This window comes from Corallibacter vietnamensis (genome assembly GCF_039537875.1).
GTDB classification, from domain to species: Bacteria; Bacteroidota; Bacteroidia; order Flavobacteriales; family Flavobacteriaceae; genus Corallibacter; species Corallibacter vietnamensis.
In genome coordinates, this window is record NZ_BAABBI010000001.1 from 1,557,900 (window position 1) to 1,580,423 (window position 22,524).

Genomic DNA, 22,524 nt, shown 5'->3' on the forward strand with positions numbered 1-22,524 from the left:
TTAAAAGCTGCTTTTTTTATCTATATTAGGTATTATTATTTATCTATACCAACAAGCTCAATATCAAAAATTAGGTTTGTGTTTGGTGGAATCATAGGTGCTCTACCGCTAGCACCATAACCTAAATAAGACGGAATAAAAGCTTTTACTTTATCACCTATGTTCATATTTAACATAGATTCTCTAAAACCTGGTACTAACTGTGCAGTTTCGTTATAAGGCATTGCAAAAGGTTTGTACATTCCTGCTTCATCTTGCTGCTCATTGTATTGGTTGTTAGCTTGAGCTACGTCTTTTTTTGTGGTGTAGAATAAACGACCATCTACAAAGTAACCAGCGCAATCAATCAGTGCTTTTTGTTGAGATGTAGGTTTTTTATCAGTGCCTTTTTCAGTAAAAATCATTACTAAACCAGTTTCAGTACGTTTTACAGTTCCTAAATCACCATATTTTTTTATAAAAGAATCTGCGGCTACAGCAGCACTTTCTTTAATTTTCTTTTCAGCTTCTTCCTTGATAGCTGCTATTTTATCGCCTAAATTTGGGTATTCATCAGAAAAAACTTTTGCAGCATCAAATGCTTTTGCATCAGCACCTTTTCTTATGATGTTTACCTCTGTCATAATAACATCTTCTAGAGGCTTATTTAGGGTTTGTCTATCTTTAGATACTGCTACATTTGAAATGGTATCTTGTACATCAAGACCTATAACTAATTCACCAAAAACACCATGACAACTTACTCTTGGGTTTTCGCAAGGCTTTAAGTTTCCATTTGCATCAAAAGCATCTAAACTTGGGTAAGGAACTTCAGTGATAAAAAATTGACTTCCGTTAGTGTCTAAACCACCAGAGTTAGCCATTGATAATATACCTGGTTTATCGTGTCTTAAGTTAACGTCAAACTCACTTGTGAATTTGTATCCAGGTCCGCCCATTCCGTTTCCATCAGGATCTCCACCTTGTATCATGAACTTATCCATAACTCTATGGAAGGTAAGTCCGTTGAAATATTTTTTGTTTTTAAATTTTTCATCAGCCATAGGATGTGTTCCTTCAGCAAGAGCGACAAAATTTGCTACAGTAGCAGGTACTTCTTTATAAAATAATTTAGCTACCATTGTGCCTTTGTTTGTTACAAATTCAGCATACAATCCATCTTCTAAATCTGGATATTTTTGCTGACTACATGAGGTAAAACTTATAAGTAACGAAAGTGCTAAAAGCTTGATACTATTTTTTAAGATTTTCATTTTTATGTGTTTATTGTTTGATTGTTAATTTGATTCACTTGTTTTTATTGAGTTTACTGTAACCTCACACATGAGTGGTGCATTGGTGCCTATTTTGTTTTCATCGCCATAATACCCATAAGCCTTTTGTGATGGAAATAAAAATGTAACGGTTTCTCCCGCTTTCATAAGTTTTAGACCTTCGCGAAGTCCAGAAAAAAGCTCTTGTTTATCCATAACATAATTTTGAGTTTTTATCTCATCTTTAGAATAAACAAGTTGGCCGCTTAAGGTTTTTACATTATAGGTGTAATTTATAATATCTCCAAAACCAGGTGTTTTTGTAGTGTCGGCAATTTTTGTGTTATAATAATACCAAAAGCCATTTTGAGATGCTATATAATTGTTTTGAGGATTGTTTTTAATGATTTCTTCAATGCGTTTATATTCACTTTCGTTTAGCTTTATATTTCTGGCAACCGACTTGTCAATAAAAGATCCAGATTTAGCAGATATAGGTCGCCTAGCTTCAGGAGACTTGCAAGCTAAAACTATAGTCAAAAAGGCGCATATAACTATAATGTTACGCATGATTTAGGGTGTTTTTATAGTCAGGTAATATACTAATAAATTTATCAACAGTAGCTTTCATATTTAAATCGCTTTTTCCGCCAGCAGCATTAGTGTGTCCGCCACCTTGAAAATGAGCTCTTGAAAATTCATTTACAGAGAAATCTCCTTTAGAGCGTAATGATATTTTAATTATATCATTCTGCTTATCTTCAATAAAAATGGCTGCAAAAATGATACCATCTAAAGATAGGGCATAATTTACAAAGCCTTCGGTGTCACCTTTTTTAAAATTAAAGGTATTTAGCTCTTCTTGAGTAAGTGTTATGTAAGCCGTTTTATAATCGTTAAGTACTTTTAGGTTGCTTAAGGCGCGTCCTAAAAGCTGTAACCTGTCATAACTGTTGGTGTCATATATGGCGTTATGAATTTCAGAGTTTTTAGCACCTTTATCTATAAGGTTTGCAATAATTCTATGCGTGTTACTTGTGGTAGATGAAAACCTGAAAGAACCCGTATCTGTCATTATTCCTGTATAAAGACACGTGGCAATGTCTGCATCAATTAGTGTGTTGTCGCCAAGCATATCGATAAAATTGTAAACCATTTCGCATGTTGAGCTCATGGTAACATCCGAGTAAGTGTACAATGCATAATCATCAGGTTGTTGATGATGATCAATCATTATTTTAGTACCCTGACAAGCTGCTAAGGCGGTTTCCATATCTCCAGTTCTATTTAGAGCATTAAAGTCTAACGTAAACAGTATTTCGGCTTCATGAATTAGTTTTTCGCACATTTCTGTTTGGGTATCATACTTTAAAATAGTGCTTTCTTGAGGCATCCATTTTAAAAAATCAGGATATGCATTAGGAGCAACAACGGCTGCTTGATGATTAAATTTTAAGAGATATAGATATAGTCCTAATGTAGATCCAATGGCATCTCCATCAGGGTTTTTGTGAGGCACAATAACAATTTTTTTTGGAGATTTTAAAAGTTGCTTTATGCTGTTGATGTCTTCATTTGTCATAGAAAGCGAAGATACAATTTTTTAAAAATGTATCGTCTTGTTTTTATAAAGAAATATAGTACTTTTGCAGCAAATTAAAATAAACAAATGGCAACAAATAGAACATTTACAATGCTTAAGCCAGATGCTGTTGAAAAGGGGCATATTGGCGCAATTTTAGAGAAAATTACTGCTTCAGGTTTTAGAATTGTAGCAATGAAATTAACTCAAATGACAAAAAAAGACGCAGAAACATTTTATGCTATTCATAATGAGCGTCCATTTTTTGGAGAATTAGTAGAATATATGACTCGAGGTCCTATAGTTGCTGCTATTCTAGAAAAAGACAATGCTGTTGAAGATTTTAGAACTTTAATAGGTGCTACAAATCCAGCAGAAGCAGCAGAAGGAACTATACGTAAATTGTATGCTGCTTCAATAGGAGAAAATGCAGTACATGGTAGTGATAGTGATGAAAATGCAGCAATAGAAGGTGCATTCCATTTTTCTGGAAGAGAAATGTTCTAGAGATCTAAAAAATAAATACTTAAAAAGCCTAAAATGTTAATGTTTTAGGCTTTTTTCGTATATATGTGGTAAATTCGCATAATTCAAAAAAAATATTATGAAAAAATCTACAGTTTTATCTTTTATTGCGATGATATTGTGCGTTTTTGTAAATGCCCAAGACAAACAAAAAGCATTAAGAGATTTTGAGAAACAAACTCATGCAACCGTTTCTCTAAACTATGCCTCAGACATTGAGTTTATTAGATTTCCAGCTGATAAACCAATGAAAATTGCAGGTGCTTCATTGGAAGCAAAAGTTCAAACATTTCTTGAAAACCATAAAGAAATATTTGGTTTAAGTACAGTGCAAGAGGCTTTTAAGGTCTTGCCAGTTAAAACAGATAAACATGGACTAAACCATGTCGTTTTAAAACAACAACATCAAGGTGTGACAGTATTTTCAGGGCAATTGCGTTTTCATTTTAATAAATCAAATGCGCTTACAGCTATAAACGGTAATGTTATTACTGTTGATAAAAAAATAAAAACAGAGCCAACATTAACCAGCAGTCAGGCAAAAGCTATAGCCTTACAAACTGTCGCAGAACAAGGTATTAACTATTCTGGATACTCTACATTCGTTTTTAATACAGATATGTTTATTTTTCAAAAAGGATTAATTCAAAATACCTTTGGTTCTCAATATTTAGTATATGAAGTTGAGGTGAGAAATGACAAAGATGTTCGTGAATTCTTATACATAAACGCTCATACAGGAGAACTTGTAGAGCAATTTACTGGAATGGCTCATGCTATAGATCGTGTGGTGCATGAATCTAGTATAGGAAATATTGTATGGGAAGAAGGCGATGTTTTTCCTGGTGCTTTATCTGTTTGGCAACAAAACGAAGTAGTTGCATCAGAGCATGTTTACAACTTTTTTAACAATGCATTTGGTTATGTTTCTTTTGATGGTGCCGATGGTCAAATGGTAACATTAAACAACAGTACAAACTTTTCATGCCCTAATGCGCGATGGAATGGTAGTTTTGCAGAATATTGTGATGGAACAGCTGCAGATGATGTTATTGCTCATGAATGGGGACATGCTTACACGCAATATACAAGCGGATTAATTTATGCATATCAATCTGGAGCAATAAACGAATCTTACTCTGACATATGGGGAGAAACCATTGACATATTAAATAACTTTAATGACTTTGGCGAAGATTTAGGTCTTCGTTCTGATACTTGTAGAAGTACTGATAGATGGATAATAGCAGAGGACGCCACATCAATAAATGGAGGAAATGGTTTGAGAGATATGTGGAACCCTACGTGTTATGGAAATCCAGGGAAAGTATCTGACGAAATACAATATTCTTGTGGTGATTTTGATAATGGAGGCGTGCATATTAACTCTGGAATACCAAATCATGCCTATGCATTATTGGTAGATGGAGGAACATATAATGGACAAACAGTAACCGGAATAGGTTTTACTAAAGCAGCACATATATTTTGGAGAGCTCAAAGTGAATACTTAACTCCAACAAGTGACTTTTTAAACCTAGCAGACGCACTAGAAGCTTCATGTACTGATTTAATAGGTGTAAATTTAGAAGGATTAACAACAAATGAAACTGCAGCAGGTTTATCAGGTGAAATAATAACAGTGTCAGATTACAACCAACTAGTAAATGCTTTATTGGCTGTAGAGATAAGGATGGAGCCAGCATCTTGTGATTATGAGCCTATTTTAGCAACAACATCTAATCCTTGTGATGCAGCTACAGATAATGCTATATTTTTTGAAGATTGGGAAAGTGGTATCGGAACATGGACTGTAGAACAGTTACCAGAAAATGCATTGACTTGGGAGTCTAGAGACTGGGAAGTTGTAACAGGTTTACCAGATAATAGAGCAGGACAAGCTGCGTTTGGTGTAGATCCTGTTAATGGAAATTGTAGTACGTCGTTTCAAAATGGTATTATTCGTTTGCAAAGCCCTGTAATAACAATGCCTGACTACACTGATGGTGATTTTGAGATGAGCTTTATGCACTACATAGCAACAGAATCTAAATGGGATGGTGCTAACATCAAGTATAGCTTGAATGGCGGCTTATGGACATTAGTACCCTTAAGTGCATTTACCCAAAATGGTTATAACGATTTTATAAATCCGCAAGGTCAGGGTAATGATAACCCTATGGCAGGTGAAGCAGCATTTACAGGAGCTGACCAAGGTTCGTTATCTGGAAGTTGGGGACGTAGTTTTATTAACTTATCGTCTATTGGTGTTGAAGAAAATGCAACCATTCAATTTAGATTTGAAGTTGGTACAGATGGTTGTAATGGTGTGACTGGCTGGTTTGTTGACGATTTAGCAATCTATAACTGTAACTATCCGTTATCTGTAGCCGAGTATAATGTTTTAGATAATAGTATTAAAGTGTATCCGAACCCTTCTAATGGAATATTTACATTGAATAATACAGGAAATATAACTTTAATTCAAGCTAGTGTTTATGATATTAATGGGCGTATTATTAAAACAGTCAAATTAAATAATAACAGTAAATCTCAACAATTAGACTTGACTGGTGTTGCTTCTGGTATGTATTTTATGAAAGTAAAATCTAGTAATGCTGAAAAGGTTATCAAGTTAATTAAAGAATAAACTTTGTAATTATAAATAAAAAAAGCCTGTAGAAATACAGGCTTTTTTTATGATTTATAGTTGTGTAATGGTTTATCTCAAAATAAGTGTTTTAACAAGTTCTTTTCCTAAATTCTCGTTAAGCATACTTATTATTTTTTCTTTGCCGTAGCTTAATTCTTCACGTAAAACACTTGAGCTTAATTGTACATATAATGTATCTCCCTTTAGGGAAATTGCCGTTGTATAATTATTTACTCCATTTCCCATCATATCTTTCCAGGCATCAGCAACATTAATTCGGTTTAAACCGCGTTCAAGTTTGTTGGTTTCAACAAATTCTTTTAATGCATCAGATATAGATATGTTTTCGTTATTACGTTTGGCCATGTTTTATTTTAAAAAAGATTAAAGGTGATTTAATTAGTGATTTCTATTGGTTCAAAACGTTTATATACAAATACTGCTTTGTTCTTATTTACCACTTTTAATTGCGATTCTGTAGCTAATAAAATGGTTTCTTTCCAGGTATCAAAATGTGTTTTGTAATATAAATTTAAACTGTCGTTTTCTATTTTTATTTCAAAGTTTTCAATAATATTTGATGTCTCAAATGTATTATTGAGTGTTGGTTTTAGTTTTTTTCTAATACCATTTAAGCTATCAGTTATTTCTAGGTAATCTATGGTGTTGTTGTAAGCATACTCTTTTACAGTGCCATCAGGTAGAGTGACTTTTTTAATTTCCCAATAACCAGATATATTAGGTATGTAGTTTTCTACATGCTTACTGCAACTTGTAATAAAGGTAATACATATAGCTATAATGATAAGCTGTTTCATAAATTATATATTTCATAAGATTGATGCACTTGTTTTATAGCTTTTTCAGTTCTGTCAGCATGTGTATCGCTAATAAACAATTGACCAAAGTTTTCATCATCTACAAGCTTGATTATTTTAGATACACGTTGTTCATCAAGTTTATCAAAAATATCATCCAGAAGAAGAATAGGACTAACACCACTTTGCGCTTTAATAAAATCAAACTGTGCTAATTTTAAGGCAATTAAAAAAGATTTTTGTTGTCCTTGACTTCCAAATTTCTTGATAGGGTGCGATTCTATTGTAAACTCTAAATCGTCTTTATGCGTTCCTACGCTTGTGTATTGTAAAGCTTTGTCTTTGTTAATACAGTTTTTTAAAAGTGCCTCTAAAGTATTTTCTAGTAAATCACTTTTGTATAGCAAATCAACAGTTTCATCTCCGCTACTTATAGCTTTGTATCTTGCTTTAAATATAGGAACAAATACTTCTAGAAAAGCTTGGCGTTTTTCAAAAATACGATGCCCAAAAGTGTGTAGTTGACTATCATAAACCTCAAGCGTGTCTTTATTAAACGTATTATTTAGTGCAAAATATTTAAGTAATGAATTTCTTTGAGTAACTATCTTGTTGTAATTTATAACATCTTCAAGATAGGCTTTGTCGCTTTGAGAAATAACACTGTCAATAAATTTTCTACGTGTTGAGCTGCCTTCAATAATTAAATCTCTATCAGCAGGAGAAATAATAACAAGAGGCAAAAAACCTATATGATCACTAAATTTTTCATAGGCTTTACCATTTCGTTTTATTACTTTTTTTTGTCCCTTTTTTAAGCTAACAACAATTTTTTCAGAATTATCAAGCTTATCGTATTCGCCATTTACAACAAAAAATTGTTCACCATGCTTAATATTTTGAGACGCAATAGGATTAAAATAACTTTTACCAAAAGATAAATGATAAATAGCATCTAGAACATTGGTCTTGCCAACACCATTATTTCCTACAAAACAATTTATTTTATCATTAAAAGTAAATGACTGACTTTCAAAATTTTTATAATTAAGTAATGAAAGTGATTTTAATATCATAAAAAATTAACTTAGGGTCGTTTTAGTGTATTCTTGAAAAGATGTGCAAATTATTGAAAAATAACAAATAAATACACTTTTATTTATGAAGAAAAATCATATTTTTGCGGCGCATTAATTTAGAAATATATGGCAACTTATAAGAAAAGAGGTTATAAACCAAAGACGAAAGAAGAAGTAGTACAGGTTGAAGAAGAACAATCAACAACAGCTGAAGTTTTTAATACATTAGATGAAACAGCATCTAAAACCGAAGATTGGGTTATTAAAAACCAAAAGTACATTTTCGTTATAATTGGTGTTGTAGCCGCTGTGGTTTTAGGCTATTTAGGTTACAATGAGTTTGTAGCAAAGCCAAAACAAACCGAAGCTATGAATGATATGTACCAAGCTAAAAAGTATTACAACGAAGCAGTAAATGGTACTTCAAAAGATTCTTTATATACATTAGCTCTTAACGGAGGTGAAGGTAAATTAGGAATGCTTGATATTGTTTCTGAATATAGCGGAAGCCAAGCAGCTAACCTAGCAAACTATTATGCTGGTATGGCTTACTTAAACCTTAAAGACTATAAAAATGCCGTTACTTATTTAAGTGATTTTTCTAGTGATGATGAAATTTTAGCTCCTATGGCAAAAGGTGCAATTGGTGATGCTTTTGTACAATTAAACCAAAAAGAAGATGCTTTAAGTTACTATGAAGAGGCAGCTAAAATGCGTACGAATGAGTTTACAACACCTATGTATGTATTTAAAGCAGGTGTTATAGCTTTAGAGTTAGGAAAAGCAGATAAAGCATTAACTTACTTTAAAGACATAAAAGATAACTATGCAAACTCTAATGAGGCAGCAAATATTGATGTCTTCATAGGAAAAGCACAAGTGTTGGCAAATAAATAATTTACCGATTAATTCGGAAAAAAACATGGCAACAGCAAATAATAATTTATCAGATTACGATAAAGCTACAATCCCAAGCGCGAAAGATTTTCGGTTTGGGATTGTTGTTTCTGAATGGAATGATACCATTACAGAAGGACTTTTTAATGGCGCTTACCAAACGCTATTAGACCACGATGTAGCAGCAGAAAACATAATAAGATGGAATGTTCCTGGAAGTTATGAGCTTATTTATGGTAGTAAAAAAATGCAGCAACAAGGTGTAGATGCTGTGATTGCTATAGGTAGTGTGATACAAGGAGAAACAAAACATTTTGATTTTGTTTGTGAAGCTGTTTCTCAAGGTATTAAAGACTTAAACATACTACACGACATACCGGTTATATTTTGTGTTCTAACAGACAATAATCTGCAACAAGCCATAGACCGTTCAGGTGGTAAACATGGTAATAAAGGAACCGAAGCTGCCATAGCTGCCATAAAAATGGTGCATTTAGGTAAGTAATGTCGCCTTTATATAATAGCGAAAGCTAATTTAACCTCTGTTTTTTAGTAAGGCACAGTTCTTGCTTCTATACATTTGCACAAAAGATTTGTATTTTAAAACATTGCTTGTTAACAATTTTTGGCATTCTAAACCCAATATTTCTTGGTATTTTAAGTACATTTGAAGTATAATAAAGGAAGTAAGAAGCGTGATTTTTAAACAACGTAAAAACAAGCAGTTTAATTACAAACCAAGACATTCTCAAGATAAAGAAGCCGATTCTAAACCTAATTTTGAATTGAATTGGGTTGAAGAGTCTCGAAAGCGTAAGCAAAAAACTGGCAAACTTTTATCTCTTCCTTATCTTATAGTGTTCTTAATTATGGTCATTGTTCTTTGGTGCATATTAAGTAATTATGAAACAAACCTTGGTGGTTAGTACAATAAAAAATCATTTTAATTTAGTTTCATAAGCATTTAAAAAAACTTGTTTGCAGCAAGTATGATTATTGAAGTAGAACAAAAGAATAATACGTAACAGTATGGGAATTTTTAAAACACGACAAAATAAAAAGTATAGCTATACACCAAGACACTACAAAGGTGAAGGAAGTCCTTACGAAATAAAACATAAGTTTGACGATTTTAGAACCACTGTAGGTACAACAAAAGGTCTTAAAGGAAAGCTAAACAATGCTCTTGAAGATTATAAAAACAATACAGATGAAAAGGCTAATAAACGTGTTTTAATTATTATAGGTGTCTTAATATTGCTATTCCTTATTTTTATCGAGTTTGATTTATCCATTTTTTTCCCTAAAAACTAATGGCAGATATCATTCAGTTATTACCAGATCATGTAGCTAATCAAATTGCTGCAGGAGAAGTTGTACAAAGACCAGCCTCTGTAGTAAAAGAGCTTTTAGAAAACGCTATAGATGCACAAGCAACAAGCATAAAATTACTTATAAAAGAAGCAGGAAAAACACTGGTTCAAGTTATTGATAACGGTAGCGGAATGAGTGCTACAGATGCGCGTTTAAGTTTTGAGCGCCATGCAACATCAAAAATTCGTTCAGCTGATGACTTGTTTCAATTACATACCAAAGGTTTTCGTGGAGAAGCATTAGCTAGTATAGCTGCCATTGCTCATGTAGAGTTAAAAACCAAACAAGAAGATGACGAAGTAGGTACAAACCTAATAATAGAAGGTAGCGAGATTGTATCACAAGAGATTGTAGTAACTCCAAAAGGAACCTCAATTGCGGTAAAAAACCTTTTCTTTAATATTCCTGCAAGACGAAATTTTTTAAAATCTAATCAAGTTGAATTACGTCATATCATAGATGAATTTCACCGTGTAACATTGGCTCATCCTGGGATTCATTTTATGATGTATCATAATGGAAACGAATTGTTTAATCTGCCAGAAAGTAATTACAGGCAGCGCATTGTAAATATATTTGGAAATAAAACCAACGAAAAATTAGTTCCAGTAAATGAAGATACCGAAGTACTTAAAATTTCTGGATTTGTTGGAAAACCTGAATATGCCAAGAAAACACGAGGCGAACAATTCTTTTTTGTAAATGATAGATTTATAAAAAATGCCTATTTAAATCACGCTATAAATTCGGCTTTTGACGGACTTTTAAAAGACGGAACTCATGCTAGTTATTTTCTGAATCTTACTGTAGATCCGCAAACAATAGATATCAATATTCATCCTACAAAAACTGAAATAAAGTTTGATGATGAGCACACGCTTTATGCGATTTTAAGAGCATCTGTAAAGCATAGTTTGGGGCAATTTAATATTGCCCCTGTTTTAGATTTTGATCGCGATGCACAATTAGATACGCCTTATAACTACAAAGATAAAGGAGTAAGTACACCACAAATAGAAGTTGATAGAGATTTTAATCCTTTTCAAGAACAAAATAATTTTAAAGAGCAACGATCAAGCAAACAGGCTACCGCATTCAAAAAACAAACACCATCAAGTTGGGATAGCTTGTATGTAGGCTTGGAATCTAAAGGAACACAAAGTCAGCAAGAGTTTACGAGTGTTCAGTTTGAAACAGAAGAAAAAACAGCCTCTATTTTTAATGATGATAAGGCTTTGGAAAACTCTAAAAGCACTTATCAGCTTCATAATAAATATATTGTAAGTACCATAAAATCTGGTATGTTGGTTTTAGATCAGCACCGCTCTCATCAACGTGTTTTATACGAAGATTTTTTACAACACATTACTGTTAAAGAAAGTGTAAGTCAGCAGTTATTATTTCCTATTGAATTACATTTTTCTACACAAGAGATTGATATCATAAATCAAGTAAAAGAAGATTTAGAACATACCGGTTTTGTATTTTCAAACGTTACTAAAGAAAGTGTTGAAATATCAGGAGTGCCTGTAAGTGTTCCTGCTAGTGAGGTGTCAGTGGTATTAGAGCAACTTATTAGTGATATAGAAAACGAAGTGCCAGATAGTCATTTTAGTTCAGCTGATTTATTAGCAAAATCTATGGCAAAAAGTTTGGCTGTAAAAACCGGGCAAACACTAACAGTTCCAGAGCAAGAACATTTAGTAAATAGCTTGTTTGGATGTAAGGAACCTAATATGTCACCGTTTAATAAAACAACATTTATTACATTATCGGTTGACGAATTAGATAAAAAATTTGTTTAAAAGTATAGCCTTATGATGAATAGAATAACAGATACTGTAAAGCATTTAATAATTATTAATGTACTTATGTTTATTGGTACTATGACCGTTGGAGGTGGTACGTTGTTTTATGATTGGTTTGCGGTACATTTTCCTAAAAATCTAGCTTTTCAACCTTGGCAGATAATAACACACATGTTTATGCATGGAGGTTTTATGCATATTTTATTTAACATGTTTGCTTTGTGGATGTTTGGTACAGCTGTTGAACAACGCTTTGGAGCTAAAAAGTTTTTGTTTTTTTATGTTTCATCAGGGTTAGGCGCAGTACTATTAATGATAGGGTATTATTATTTCAAATTCTATTCAGGCATGTCTTTGCTTAACGAAGCAGGTTTTGACCAGACACAGGTTTACGAAACACTAAAATCTGGTTATAATGTTTATGATACACGTTGGTTGAATCATATGACTCAAGAGCAGCTAGGTAATTTTGTAGGTGTTTTCAATAGTACAATGGTAGGAGCATCTGGTGCTATTATGGGCGTTTTAGTTGCTTTTGGTATGTTGTATCCAGAAGCCAAATTAATGCTGATTTTTTTACCAGTTCCTATTAAGGCAAAGTATTTTATTCCTGGAATAATTGCTTTAGATTTAATATCAGCATTAACAGGACAATCATTTTTTAGTCCAAGCAACACAGCTTATGTAGCACACATTGGTGGCGCATTAACTGGTTTTTTAATTATGTGGTATTGGAAAAAAACACAGTTTAATAAAAATCGTTGGAATTAATATATGACTTCCTTAAATCAAGATATACAAGATAAATTACAGCGACTTAATGTTTTTGAGAAAATCATTGGTGTTAATGTTGTAGTGTTTCTTTTAGGCTTAATTTTAAGAGCCGTTCTTAATCAAGGTTCTAGTTTAGCTTGGTTAGAATTACCAAGTGATTTTTTTGATTTTCTATTACAGCCTTGGTCTATAATTACCTATGCTTTTGCGCATTATGATTTTTGGCACATCGTTTTTAACATGCTTTGGCTATACTTTATAGGTCGTATGTTTACAAATCTATTTAGTGTTAAAATAGCACTTAATGTCTATTTTTTAGGAGCCATAGCTGGTGGATTATTATTCATGGTTGGCTATAATGTTTTTCCTGATTTTTTTGTGGGTAAAAGCAGGTTAGTTGGTGCATCTGCAGCTGTTAGGGCTTTACTTATATTTTTATGCGCTTACATGCCAACTACTGAAGTGCGAGTTTTTACATTTAATTTAAAACTTTGGTATCTTGGTGCTGCTATTGTAGTGCTTGATGTTTTAGGCTTATTTGGTTTAAATGCAGGCGGTAACCTAGCGCATTTAGGAGGTGCATTATTAGGTTATTTCTATGCAACACAATTACATAAAGGACAAGATATAGGATCTGGTTTTGAGCGTTTCATGGATACCATTGCTAGTATGTTTAAGAAAACAAAAACGTCACCACTTAAAACAGTACATAAAAATAAGTCAGGTAAGGTTGCTGGTTATACTAAAGAAGAATTTAGTGAGTTTAATAAGCAAAAGAAAATAGATATTATTTTAGATAAAATAAGTAAAAGCGGTTACGATAGTTTAACCAAAGAAGAAAAAGAATTCTTGTTTAGAGCAGGAAAATAAGTGTAGCACCAACTATGAAAGGACTAAAGTTTATTGATAAATTAATTTACCTTGTTAATGCTTTAGTGGCTACCATGCTCTTATTATCTTATATATTGCCTTTTTTTCCACCTAAAACATTTGCCGTTTTATCAGTGTTAAGTTTGGGAGTGCCTTTTCTTATCTTGGTAAACGTTTTGTTTTTTTTATACTGGCTTGTAAAACTAAAAAAGCAACTCATGCTATCACTTGTGGTTTTAGTTATTGGATATTTTAGTTTTGGCTCGCTTTATAAATTTTCTACATCTGAAGACAATACCAAAGACCAATCAACATTATTGTCTGTTATGAATTATAATGTGCGTTTATTTAATGTATATGATTGGATACCTGAAAATGGCATAGAGACTAAAATGGTTGACTTAATTAAGAAAAGTTCACCAGATGTATTAAGTATGCAGGAGTATCATCCTCATAAAAATATTGATTTATCGTTTTTTAAGTACAAATACGAAAAACTCTCTGGGAATAAAACCAAATACGGACAAGCTATTTTTTCGCAATATCCTATTATAAATTCTGGCTCAATAGAGTTTCCTAATACATCTAATAATGCTGTTTTTGTAGATATTGTAAAAAAGCAAGATACAATAAGAGTATATAATGTGCATTTACAATCTTTAAAAATTGATGCTGATGTAAATAAGCTTAAAGAAGAAGATTCTGAACGCTTATTGAAAAGGGTAGGACAAACATTTAAAATGCAACAATTTCAAACCGAATTATTTTTGCTTCATAAAAAACAATGTCATTACAAAATGATTATTTGTGGCGATTTCAACAACACAGCATTTTCTTATGTTTATAAAGAGATAAAAGGCGATTTAAAAGATACTTTTAAACATGCTGGTAATGGTTTTGGAAGAACTCATAATTTTAAGTTTTTCCCTATTAGGATTGATTTTATCCTAGCTGATAAAACTTTTGAAGTAACAGATTTTAAAACTTTTGATGATGATTATTCAGATCATTATCCCATTTTGGCTAATTTAAAATTGCATTAAAAAACAATCTGTAGTATCTGCAACTATATGGGAAACTAATCCTAATCCAAAAAGTCTCGTTTTTTTAGGAAAAAGTAAAAATATGTAGCACCCAATAGCAACATAACTATGTAGTGGATGAAAATTGATACTACATCTATTAGGAGCAAAAATAGGTGAGGCCAGAAGGTGATCTAAATCAATAATAAAAGCACTCATCATGATTAAGTAAGCTTTTAGCCAATTGTTTTTAAACCAAACTAAAGCAATAAATAGCGGTAAAAGAAAATGAATTCCGTAATGAACAATAGCTTGAATCATTACCAAGGAAATGATTGAGATTCTAAATAATTGACCGCATTTGGACCTTCATTAAATAGCAAATCAAGAATGTTTAGGTTGTTTATAAAGCCATGTTTATCATCAAAAACTTGCGTGTAATTTTCAAAAATAGGTGGCGTTTCTTTTTTTGCATTTACCAAGTATCTAAAATCTGTCATATCTGCTACATCTTTATGGTAAACGTTTGTTTCAGATATATGTAAATCCAATTGTAAACAGTCACAAACTGTATGAAAGCACTTTAAATTAAAATCTAATAAGTTAGTTACTTCCTCTTGAAACAATGGTTCAAACTCATCTTCGTAAAACTCAAAAAAAGGTGATGTTCTGTAAGCAGATTCTAATGATTTCCAATGCTGTATTTGCCATTTTTCTTCATTGTAAACTTGTACATCACGATATTTTTGACGTGTTTTTTGAGTATGAACAACAGGAATATTTAAAAGCAACTTTCCGTTAGCGCCATAAATATAGGTGCGGTTTCTATAGGTTTGCTTTTGAAAGTTATCATCCATTTCAAAAATGACATTTTCAGCATTTACAATGGCTACAAAGTGCGCAATTGTAGGAAAATAAGTTGGATGAATAAGAATGTTCATTGATACACTGGTTTATTATAACTTAAGCAGCGTTTTCTTTTTTCTTTTTGCGCCATGTATTAAACCCGAACCAACCAGCTAATAATACTAAAAATGGAATGAAATAAGAAACAGGTTCGCCACTTCCGTGTACGGTTGTAAATAGACGTTCCCAACGAATTTTTTCTTTTATACCTTTTCCGTTTGCATTATAACTCATCCAGATAAATACTGGTTTTCCTACAACATGGTCAAATGGCACAAACCCCCAAGAACGAGCATCAAGAGAGTTGTGACGATTGTCTCCCATCATCCAATAATAATCTTTTTTAAATGTATAAGATGTTGCGAGTTCGCCATTAATGTATATTTGATTACCCTTAACCTGTAAGGTGTTATTTTCATATTCTACTATAGCACGTTTATAAAGCGGTAGAGCATCTAAATCAAGGTTTACGGTTGCTCCTGCTTTTGGGATATAAAGTGGTCCAAAAAAGTCATTGTTCCAGTTGTAATTAGGATCATGAGGAAATACACTAGGTTCACGCTCACCATCTTCACGTTTTAAAGGTTCAATACTTTTTACATTAGGATGTGCTTTAAACTTTTCAAGAGTTTCTTTAGTTATAGCTGGGAAATAGCAAACAGAATAATCTTGATTATATCTTGGGAAATCTGTTATGCCATAACGTTCAGATAACAAGTAATTGTTAAAAGGGCCGTTTTTTGTTTCTACTCTATATGAAAACTGAAGTTTTGCTCTATCAGGTAATTCATTTTGTTTTCCGTTGATGTATACATATCCGTTACGAACCTCTAGTGAATCTCCTGGTAAACCTACACAACGTTTTACATAGTTGGTTTCTTTATCTATAGGTTTATGGTATGCTCTGTCAGCTGGCTTATACATATTGTAAAGTGTGTCAACAGGCCAGTTAAAAACAACAATATCATTGCGTTTTATGTCTTGAAACCCAGGAATTCTTAAATAAGGCAGTGTAAGTTTGTTCATCCAAGAATCACTTTTGTTGCCTTTTACATCATCATATAAATAAGATTTTTTATTTAAAACAGGAATGGTATCATGTACCATAGGCGCGGCTACGGTTGTCATTGGTATTCTTGCTCCGTAATGAAACTTACTAACAAAAAGAAAATCACCTACAAGTAAAGATTTTTCTAATGATGAAGTAGGAATGGTATACGGCTGAATAAAATAAGTGTGTACAATGGTTGCTGCGACAATAGCAAATAAAATAGAACTAACCCAATCTCCAAAACCGGTTCTTGGTTGTAGGCTACGATCTTTAATATGTTCTAAATCAGTAGCGTAATTTAGGTAATAATTGTAAAAGCCTAATGAAAAAATAGCTAAAGCGGTATCAGTACTTGAGTTTTTACCAAAACTTCTTGCGGTTTCAACCCAGACTACAGGAAACATAATTAGGTTTACAATAGGAAGAAATAAAAGAATTGTCCAGTACCAAGGCCTGTTTATAATCTTCATTAAAATTACCGCATTGTAAATAGGAGCAAAGGCTTCCCAAGCTTGTCTTCCTGCTTTTGTATATAGTTTCCAAGTTCCTAATCCATGAATAACTTGAATTACTAGGAAGAAAATTAACCATTGCGTAAGTGTCATAATCTTTATTTTTTCTAATTACAAGATGTAATTATTTGTTTTTATTTTAATAGTTGGTGTTAAAACGTTAAGTATTGTTACTAATAGTAATGAGTTTAACCAATATTTAACACGTCTTTCATAGCGAATACTCCCGTTTTTCCTAAAATCCATTCGGCAGCTATAACAGCACCTAAAGCAAACCCTTCTCGGTTATGAGCTGTATGCGTAATAGAAATAGTATCTGTATGACTACCATAATCTATACGATGAGTTCCTGGTACATTTTCAATACGTTTTGCTGTTATAGGTATTGTTTTGTTTGTCTCTTCATTACCTAATTTCCAGTTGGTATATTCAGGATGTTCTTTAATGATACCTTCGGCAAGAGATATAGCAGTCCCGCTAGGCGCATCAAGTTTTTGTGTATGATGTATCTCTTCCATAGACACTTCATATTGCTTTAATTGTCCCATCATTTTGGCCAGGTAATTATTCAATTCGAAAAAAATATTTACTCCTAAACTAAAATTTGAAGCATAAATAAAAGCCCCTTTTTCTTCTTCACAAATAGCAATAGCTTTATTGTAGTTGTCTAGCCAGCCTGTAGTTCCAGAAATAACAGGAACTTGGTGCTTAAAGCAGTTTACAATATTAAAAAAAGCAGCATTAGGTACGCTAAAGTCTATAGCAACATCTGCTTTTGTAATATCATAGCCATCTTCGTCAGATGTTTTAATAACAATTTCATGACCACGATCTATGGCAATTTTTTCAATGGTTTTTCCCATTTTTCCGTAGCCTAATAATGCAATTTTCATAGCTAAAATTTGAAATTAAGAGTTAGCCCTAAATCACCGGTATTGTCAAACTCATTAATCTTATAATGTGGTTTTAGTGTTAACCTGTCATCAACATTATACTGTAATAAATGTGCGCTTACATTGGCATCAATAATATTTAAAGCATATAAACCTATGGTAACAAGTAATGATATTTCTTTGTTTCTTCGTAGGGTATTTTGCGCCTCAATTAAACCAGCGTTTGTAACTGTTGGGAATTCATCATCTGAAAAACCAGCAAGACGTCTTTTGTAAGCATCGCGATAGCGACTGTATTCTTTATGATTGTCTAAATAAAAATACATACTTATACCTAAACCAGCATAAACAATAGGGATTTTCCAGTATTTTTTATTGTAAGCTTGCCCTAAACCAGGCAAAACGGCAGAATAAAATGCCGCTCGAGCAGGAGATAAAGGATCTATAGGTTCTCTAATAGGATCTCCAGCTTGTACTACTAACTCTTCTGTAGGTGTAATAGTTGATTTCTTGCCTTTATTTTTATCATCTTGAGCAAAAGAATTAAAACAGAGGAAAATAGAAAAAAATAGTGTTGCAATAAATCTAATTGTCACGTTTTACAAGTTTAATGATACGATTAAAATCTTCTTCAGAATGAAAAGGAATGGTAATGTTTCCTTTACCATTTTTTGAAACTTTAACGTTTATTTTATGACCAAAGTATTCAGAAAAGTCTTTAACTCCTTTTTTTATGTACTTTGGAAGTTCTTGCTTCTCTGCCGGAGTTTTTACTTTTTTATCAGTTTGATATGATCTTACTAAAGCTTCAGTATCTCTAACAGATAGTTTATTGGTGATTATTTTTTCGTAGATATCTAATTGCGTGTTTTGGTCTTCTATATTTATTATGGCACGTCCATGTCCCATTGATATAAAACCATCTCGCATACCTGTTTGAATAATAGGATCTAATTTAAGTAAGCGTAAATAATTAGCAATTGTAGAACGTTTTTTTCCTACACGTTCACTCATTTGTTCTTGAGTGAGGTTAATCTCATCAATTAAACGTTGGTATGATAAAGCAATTTCAATAGGGTCTAAATCTTGACGTTGTATGTTTTCAACAAGAGCCATTTCTAACGATTCTTGATCGTTAGCGATACGAATGTAGGCAGGAATAGTTTCTAATCCTATAAGTTTTGATGCTCTAAAACGACGTTCTCCAGATACTAATTGAAATTTATTAAAGTCTAGTTTTCTTACAGTTATTGGTTGAATAACACCTAATTCTTTAATAGAAGAAGCTAATTCACGAAGCATTTCTTCGTTGAAGTTTGTTCTAGGTTGAAAAGGGTTTATTTCAATAGCATCTATTTCAAGCTCTACAATATTACCAATTACCTTGTCTGCGTTTTTGTCTTGAACCGATGAAATATCGTTTGATGGATCTTTTAAAAGCGCTGATAGTCCTCTTCCTAAAGCCTGTTTCTTGGTTGCCTTCGCCATAAATTAGGAGTTTTTATTAATAAGTTCTTTTGCTAAACTTAAGTAGTTGCTAGCGCCTTTACTACCTGCATCGTAATTAATAATGCTTTCACCGTAGCTAGGAGCTTCACTTAAACGTACATTTCGCTGTATAATGGTTTGAAATACCATATCATTAAAATGTTTTTGTACTTCTTCTACAACTTGATTTGATAACCTTAAGCGAGAATCATACATGGTTAGCAATAAACCTTCAATATCTAATGTTTTGTTATGTATTTTCTGAACACTCTTTACAGTGTTTAATAATTTGCCTAGCCCTTCTAATGCAAAATATTCGCATTGTATTGGGATAATAACAGAATCTGATGCTGTTAATGCATTAAGCGTTAATAATCCTAAAGATGGAGCGCAATCAATTAAAATAAAATCGTATTCGTCTTTGACTTCTTGTAATGCTTTTTGTAGCATATACTCACGCGCATCTTTATCTACCAATTCAATTTCAATGGCTACTAAATCTATATGAGCAGGTACTACATCTAGATTTGGAGAATCTGTTTTAATAATAGCGTCTTTTACAGAATTGGTGTGTTCTAAAAGCTGATATGTCCCAATTTCTACAGTTTCAACATCTATTCCTAATCCAGATGTTGCATTTGCTTGTGGGTCGGCATCTATTAATAGTACTTTTTTCTCAAGAACTCCCAAAGAAGCTGCTAAATTTACAGATGTAGTTGTTTTTCCTACACCACCTTTTTGATTAGCAATTGCTATAATTTTACCCATTAATTGATTTGGTTTTAGTTCCGTAAAAATACAATTATTTATTAGGAAATGAAATGGAATTTGTTAACACTTCGTGAATATTAATGTCTTCTGGATATAGCAGTTTTTGTTATTGAAAAAACAGAGCACTAATCAATTAAAATTTCTAGAATTTTAATAGCAGCATCACTTATTTTAGTTCCGGGACCAAATACTGCAACAGCTCCTGCATCAAATAAATATTGATAGTCTTGTTTTGGTATTACGCCACCAACAATTACCATAATATCATCACGACCATAGGTTTTTAAAGCTTCAATAACTTGTGGTACTAATGTTTTGTGTCCAGCAGCTAAACTTGACACACCCAAAATATGTACGTCGTTTTCTACAGCTTGTTTTGCAGCTTCTTGTGGTGTTTGAAAAAGTGGTCCAATATCTACATCAAAACCAACATCGGCATAACCAGTAGCAACAACTTTTGCTCCACGATCATGACCATCTTGTCCCATTTTTGCAATCATAATACGAGGTCTACGACCATCTTGTTCTGCAAATTTATCAGCAAGGTCTTTTGCTTTTTTAAAGGATTCGTCGTCTTTTATTTCTTTACTATACACACCAGAAAATGATTTAATTTGCGCTTTATAACGTCCAAATGCAGCTTCTAGAGCATTGCTTATTTCTCCTAGAGTAGCACGTTCTCTTGCTGCTTCTACTGCTAAAGCTAGTAAATTTTCTTTTCCGGTTTTAGCAGCTTCTGTTAAATTTGTTAAAGTGGCCTCAACTTTACTGGTATCTCTAGAAGCTTTTATGCTGTTTATACGATCTATTTGGGAGTTTCTAACCGTTTGATTATCTACTTCAAGTGTTGTTATTGGGTCTTCTTGATCAAGTCTGTATTTATTTACACCAACAATAATGTCTTGACCAGAATCTATTCGAGCTTGCTTACGAGCTGCGGCTTCTTCAATGCGTATTTTAGGAATTCCAGATTCTATGGCTTTGGTCATACCACCAAGGTTTTCAATTTCCTGTATAAGAGACCAAGCTTTTTCAGCAATATCGTGCGTTAATTTTTCTACATAATAGCTTCCTGCCCAGGGATCAACGGTTTTTGTAATATGGGTTTCTTCTTGTAAGAAAATTTGCGTGTTACGCGCAATTCTAGCCGAAAAATCTGTTGGCAATGCAATAGCTTCGTCAAGTGCATTAGTATGTAAACTTTGTGTGCCTCCAAAAGCAGCAGCAGCAGCTTCTATTGTAGTTCTAGCAACATTGTTAAAAGGATCTTGCTCTGTTAAACTCCAACCACTGGTTTGACAATGGGTTCGTAATGCTAAAGATTTAGAGTTTTTTGGATTAAATTGTTTTACCAATTTTGCCCAAAGCATTCTTGCGGCACGCATTTTGGCAATTTCCATAAAATGATTCATCCCAATGGCCCAGAAGAAAGATAAACGTGGCGCAAAAGTGTCAATATCCATTCCTGCTGCCAGTCCTTTTCTGATATATTCTAAACCATCAGCAAGTGTATAAGCAAGTTCAATATCACAAGTAGCACCAGCTTCTTGCATGTGGTATCCAGATATACTTATACTATTGAATTTAGGCATGTTTTTGCTGGTATATTCAAAAATATCTGAAATGATTTTCATGGAAGGCGTTGGTGGATAAATGTAAGTATTACGCACCATAAACTCTTTTAGAATATCATTTTGAATGGTTCCTGCTAATTGTTCAGGTTTTACACCTTGTTCTTCTGCAGCAACAATATAAAATGCCATTATAGGTAAAACAGCTCCATTCATAGTCATGGATACCGACATTTTATCTAAAGGTATTTGGTCAAAGAGTACTTTCATGTCTTCAACACTATCTATGGCAACACCAGCTTTACCTACATCGCCGACAACGCGCTCGTGGTCGCTATCGTAGCCACGATGGGTTGCTAAATCAAAAGCTACAGATAAGCCTTTTTGTCCTGCAGCAAGGTTACGTCTGTAAAAAGCATTACTTTCTTCAGCGGTACTAAACCCAGCATATTGACGTATTGTCCAAGGTCTGCGAACATACATGGTGCTGTATGGACCACGTAAGTTGGGTGCTATTCCAGCTACAAAGTTTAGGTGTTCTAAATCTTTGATATCTGCTTTTGAGTAGTCAGATTTTACAGGAATGTTTTCAGCTGTGTCAAATTCTGAAATATCAGTATTTGGCTGTGATGAATTAGGTTTTATGGTTATATGTTGGAGATTTTTTCTGCTCATTT

24 protein-coding genes are annotated in these 22,524 nt (G+C 32.9%); 10 read left to right on the forward strand and 14 right to left on the reverse strand.

Annotated elements, in window-relative coordinates:
- Positions 1 to 35: 35 nt before the first annotated feature.
- From ABD690_RS07065 to ABD690_RS07075, 3 genes are read right to left on the reverse strand one after another with little or no spacing between them, the layout of a single operon-like run.
- Entirely contained in the window at positions 36 to 1,253 is a 1,218-nt protein-coding gene (locus ABD690_RS07065) for a peptidylprolyl isomerase (RefSeq protein WP_344728739.1), read from the reverse strand.
- 24 nt (positions 1,254 to 1,277) lie between these two features.
- The gene (gldI, locus tag ABD690_RS07070) at positions 1,278 to 1,823 is read right to left on the reverse strand and encodes a gliding motility-associated peptidyl-prolyl isomerase GldI (RefSeq protein WP_344728741.1); all 546 of its coding nucleotides are present in this window, start codon (positions 1,821 to 1,823) and stop codon (positions 1,278 to 1,280) included.
- On the reverse strand, positions 1,816 to 2,835 hold the full coding sequence (locus tag ABD690_RS07075; protein WP_344728743.1) for a DHH family phosphoesterase: 1,020 nt from the start codon (positions 2,833 to 2,835) through the stop codon (positions 1,816 to 1,818). Before ABD690_RS07075 ends, gldI begins: the two co-directional genes overlap by 8 nt.
- Positions 2,836 to 2,922: 87 nt before the next feature.
- On the opposite strand from ABD690_RS07075, the gene ABD690_RS07080 reads away from it, so the two are divergent.
- Both ABD690_RS07080 and ABD690_RS07085 read left to right on the forward strand, forming a co-directional pair.
- Positions 2,923 to 3,342, forward strand: coding sequence for a nucleoside-diphosphate kinase (locus ABD690_RS07080; RefSeq protein ID WP_344728745.1), 420 nt, complete (start codon positions 2,923 to 2,925; stop codon positions 3,340 to 3,342).
- A 97-nt stretch (positions 3,343 to 3,439) separates the two neighbouring features.
- Positions 3,440 to 6,010 carry a M4 family metallopeptidase gene (locus tag ABD690_RS07085; RefSeq protein WP_344728747.1) on the forward strand — a complete coding sequence of 857 codons (2,571 nt, stop codon included), beginning with the start codon at positions 3,440 to 3,442 and terminating at the stop codon, positions 6,008 to 6,010.
- A gap of 72 nt (positions 6,011 to 6,082) precedes the next feature.
- Here the strand turns inward: ABD690_RS07085 and ABD690_RS07090 are convergent, their stop codons facing one another.
- Genes ABD690_RS07090 through recF form a run of 3 tightly spaced genes read right to left on the reverse strand, consistent with a single transcriptional unit; the run spans position 6,083 to position 7,907 of the window.
- On the reverse strand, positions 6,083 to 6,379 hold the full coding sequence (locus ABD690_RS07090; protein ID WP_344728749.1) for a DciA family protein: 297 nt from the start codon (positions 6,377 to 6,379) through the stop codon (positions 6,083 to 6,085).
- A gap of 29 nt (positions 6,380 to 6,408) precedes the next feature.
- Positions 6,409 to 6,831, reverse strand: a complete 423-nt coding sequence (locus ABD690_RS07095) for a hypothetical protein (RefSeq protein WP_344728751.1) — start codon at positions 6,829 to 6,831, stop codon at positions 6,409 to 6,411.
- Positions 6,828 to 7,907 (reverse strand): DNA replication/repair protein RecF, encoded by a 1,080-nt coding sequence (recF, locus tag ABD690_RS07100; RefSeq protein WP_344728753.1) that lies wholly within the window; start codon positions 7,905 to 7,907, stop codon positions 6,828 to 6,830. The genes ABD690_RS07095 and recF overlap by 4 nt, the downstream gene beginning before the upstream one ends.
- A 129-nt stretch (positions 7,908 to 8,036) precedes the next feature.
- On the opposite strand from recF, the gene ABD690_RS07105 reads away from it, so the two are divergent.
- The 8 genes from ABD690_RS07105 (at position 8,037) to ABD690_RS07140 (ending at position 14,676) form a co-directional block, all read left to right on the forward strand.
- A complete protein-coding gene (locus ABD690_RS07105) occupies positions 8,037 to 8,807 on the forward strand; it encodes a tetratricopeptide repeat protein (protein WP_344728755.1) in 771 nt (256 codons plus the stop codon).
- 25 nt (positions 8,808 to 8,832) lie between these two features.
- Positions 8,833 to 9,312, forward strand: coding sequence for a 6,7-dimethyl-8-ribityllumazine synthase (ribH, locus tag ABD690_RS07110; RefSeq protein ID WP_344728757.1), 480 nt, complete (start codon positions 8,833 to 8,835; stop codon positions 9,310 to 9,312).
- A 190-nt stretch (positions 9,313 to 9,502) separates the two neighbouring features.
- Positions 9,503 to 9,733 carry a hypothetical protein gene (locus ABD690_RS07115; RefSeq protein WP_344728760.1) on the forward strand — a complete coding sequence of 77 codons (231 nt, stop codon included), beginning with the start codon at positions 9,503 to 9,505 and terminating at the stop codon, positions 9,731 to 9,733.
- A 103-nt stretch (positions 9,734 to 9,836) separates the two neighbouring features.
- Positions 9,837 to 10,121 carry a riboflavin synthase subunit beta gene (locus tag ABD690_RS07120; RefSeq protein WP_344728761.1) on the forward strand — a complete coding sequence of 95 codons (285 nt, stop codon included), beginning with the start codon at positions 9,837 to 9,839 and terminating at the stop codon, positions 10,119 to 10,121.
- Positions 10,121 to 11,986, forward strand: a complete 1,866-nt coding sequence (gene mutL, locus ABD690_RS07125; protein WP_344728763.1) for a DNA mismatch repair endonuclease MutL — start codon at positions 10,121 to 10,123, stop codon at positions 11,984 to 11,986. The genes ABD690_RS07120 and mutL overlap by 1 nt, the downstream gene beginning before the upstream one ends.
- Positions 11,987 to 12,001: 15 nt before the next feature.
- Positions 12,002 to 12,760 (forward strand): rhomboid family intramembrane serine protease, encoded by a 759-nt coding sequence (locus ABD690_RS07130; protein WP_344729307.1) that lies wholly within the window; start codon positions 12,002 to 12,004, stop codon positions 12,758 to 12,760.
- Between the two features lie 3 nt (positions 12,761 to 12,763).
- The gene (locus ABD690_RS07135) at positions 12,764 to 13,633 is read left to right on the forward strand and encodes a rhomboid family intramembrane serine protease (RefSeq protein ID WP_344728765.1); all 870 of its coding nucleotides are present in this window, start codon (positions 12,764 to 12,766) and stop codon (positions 13,631 to 13,633) included.
- A 14-nt stretch (positions 13,634 to 13,647) separates the two neighbouring features.
- Positions 13,648 to 14,676 (forward strand): endonuclease/exonuclease/phosphatase family protein, encoded by a 1,029-nt coding sequence (locus ABD690_RS07140; RefSeq protein ID WP_344728768.1) that lies wholly within the window; start codon positions 13,648 to 13,650, stop codon positions 14,674 to 14,676.
- Here ABD690_RS07140 and ABD690_RS07145 read toward each other — a convergent pair.
- The 8 genes from ABD690_RS07145 to scpA form a co-directional block, all read right to left on the reverse strand.
- On the reverse strand, positions 14,662 to 14,976 hold the full coding sequence (locus tag ABD690_RS07145) for a DUF6122 family protein (protein WP_344728770.1): 315 nt from the start codon (positions 14,974 to 14,976) through the stop codon (positions 14,662 to 14,664). The genes ABD690_RS07140 and ABD690_RS07145 overlap by 15 nt on opposite strands.
- Positions 14,976 to 15,596: a WbqC family protein gene (locus ABD690_RS07150; RefSeq protein ID WP_344728772.1), complete on the reverse strand. Its 621-nt coding sequence runs from the start codon at positions 15,594 to 15,596 to the stop codon at positions 14,976 to 14,978. The genes ABD690_RS07145 and ABD690_RS07150 overlap by 1 nt, the downstream gene beginning before the upstream one ends.
- Before the next feature lie 22 nt (positions 15,597 to 15,618).
- On the reverse strand, positions 15,619 to 17,217 hold the full coding sequence (gene lepB / locus ABD690_RS07155) for a signal peptidase I (protein WP_344728774.1): 1,599 nt from the start codon (positions 17,215 to 17,217) through the stop codon (positions 15,619 to 15,621).
- A 95-nt stretch (positions 17,218 to 17,312) separates the two neighbouring features.
- The gene (gene dapB, locus ABD690_RS07160; protein ID WP_344728776.1) at positions 17,313 to 18,017 is read right to left on the reverse strand and encodes a 4-hydroxy-tetrahydrodipicolinate reductase; all 705 of its coding nucleotides are present in this window, start codon (positions 18,015 to 18,017) and stop codon (positions 17,313 to 17,315) included.
- Positions 18,018 to 18,019: 2 nt separating this feature from the next.
- Positions 18,020 to 18,613 carry a DUF5683 domain-containing protein gene (locus tag ABD690_RS07165; protein ID WP_344728778.1) on the reverse strand — a complete coding sequence of 198 codons (594 nt, stop codon included), beginning with the start codon at positions 18,611 to 18,613 and terminating at the stop codon, positions 18,020 to 18,022.
- Positions 18,603 to 19,505, reverse strand: coding sequence for a ParB/RepB/Spo0J family partition protein (locus ABD690_RS07170; RefSeq protein ID WP_344728780.1), 903 nt, complete (start codon positions 19,503 to 19,505; stop codon positions 18,603 to 18,605). The genes ABD690_RS07165 and ABD690_RS07170 overlap by 11 nt, the downstream gene beginning before the upstream one ends.
- Positions 19,506 to 19,508: 3 nt before the next feature.
- Positions 19,509 to 20,273, reverse strand: coding sequence for a ParA family protein (locus ABD690_RS07175; RefSeq protein ID WP_344728782.1), 765 nt, complete (start codon positions 20,271 to 20,273; stop codon positions 19,509 to 19,511).
- A gap of 128 nt (positions 20,274 to 20,401) precedes the next feature.
- Positions 20,402 to 22,522: a methylmalonyl-CoA mutase gene (gene scpA, locus ABD690_RS07180; protein ID WP_344728784.1), complete on the reverse strand. Its 2,121-nt coding sequence runs from the start codon at positions 22,520 to 22,522 to the stop codon at positions 20,402 to 20,404.
- Between the last annotated feature and the right edge of the window lie 2 nt (positions 22,523 to 22,524).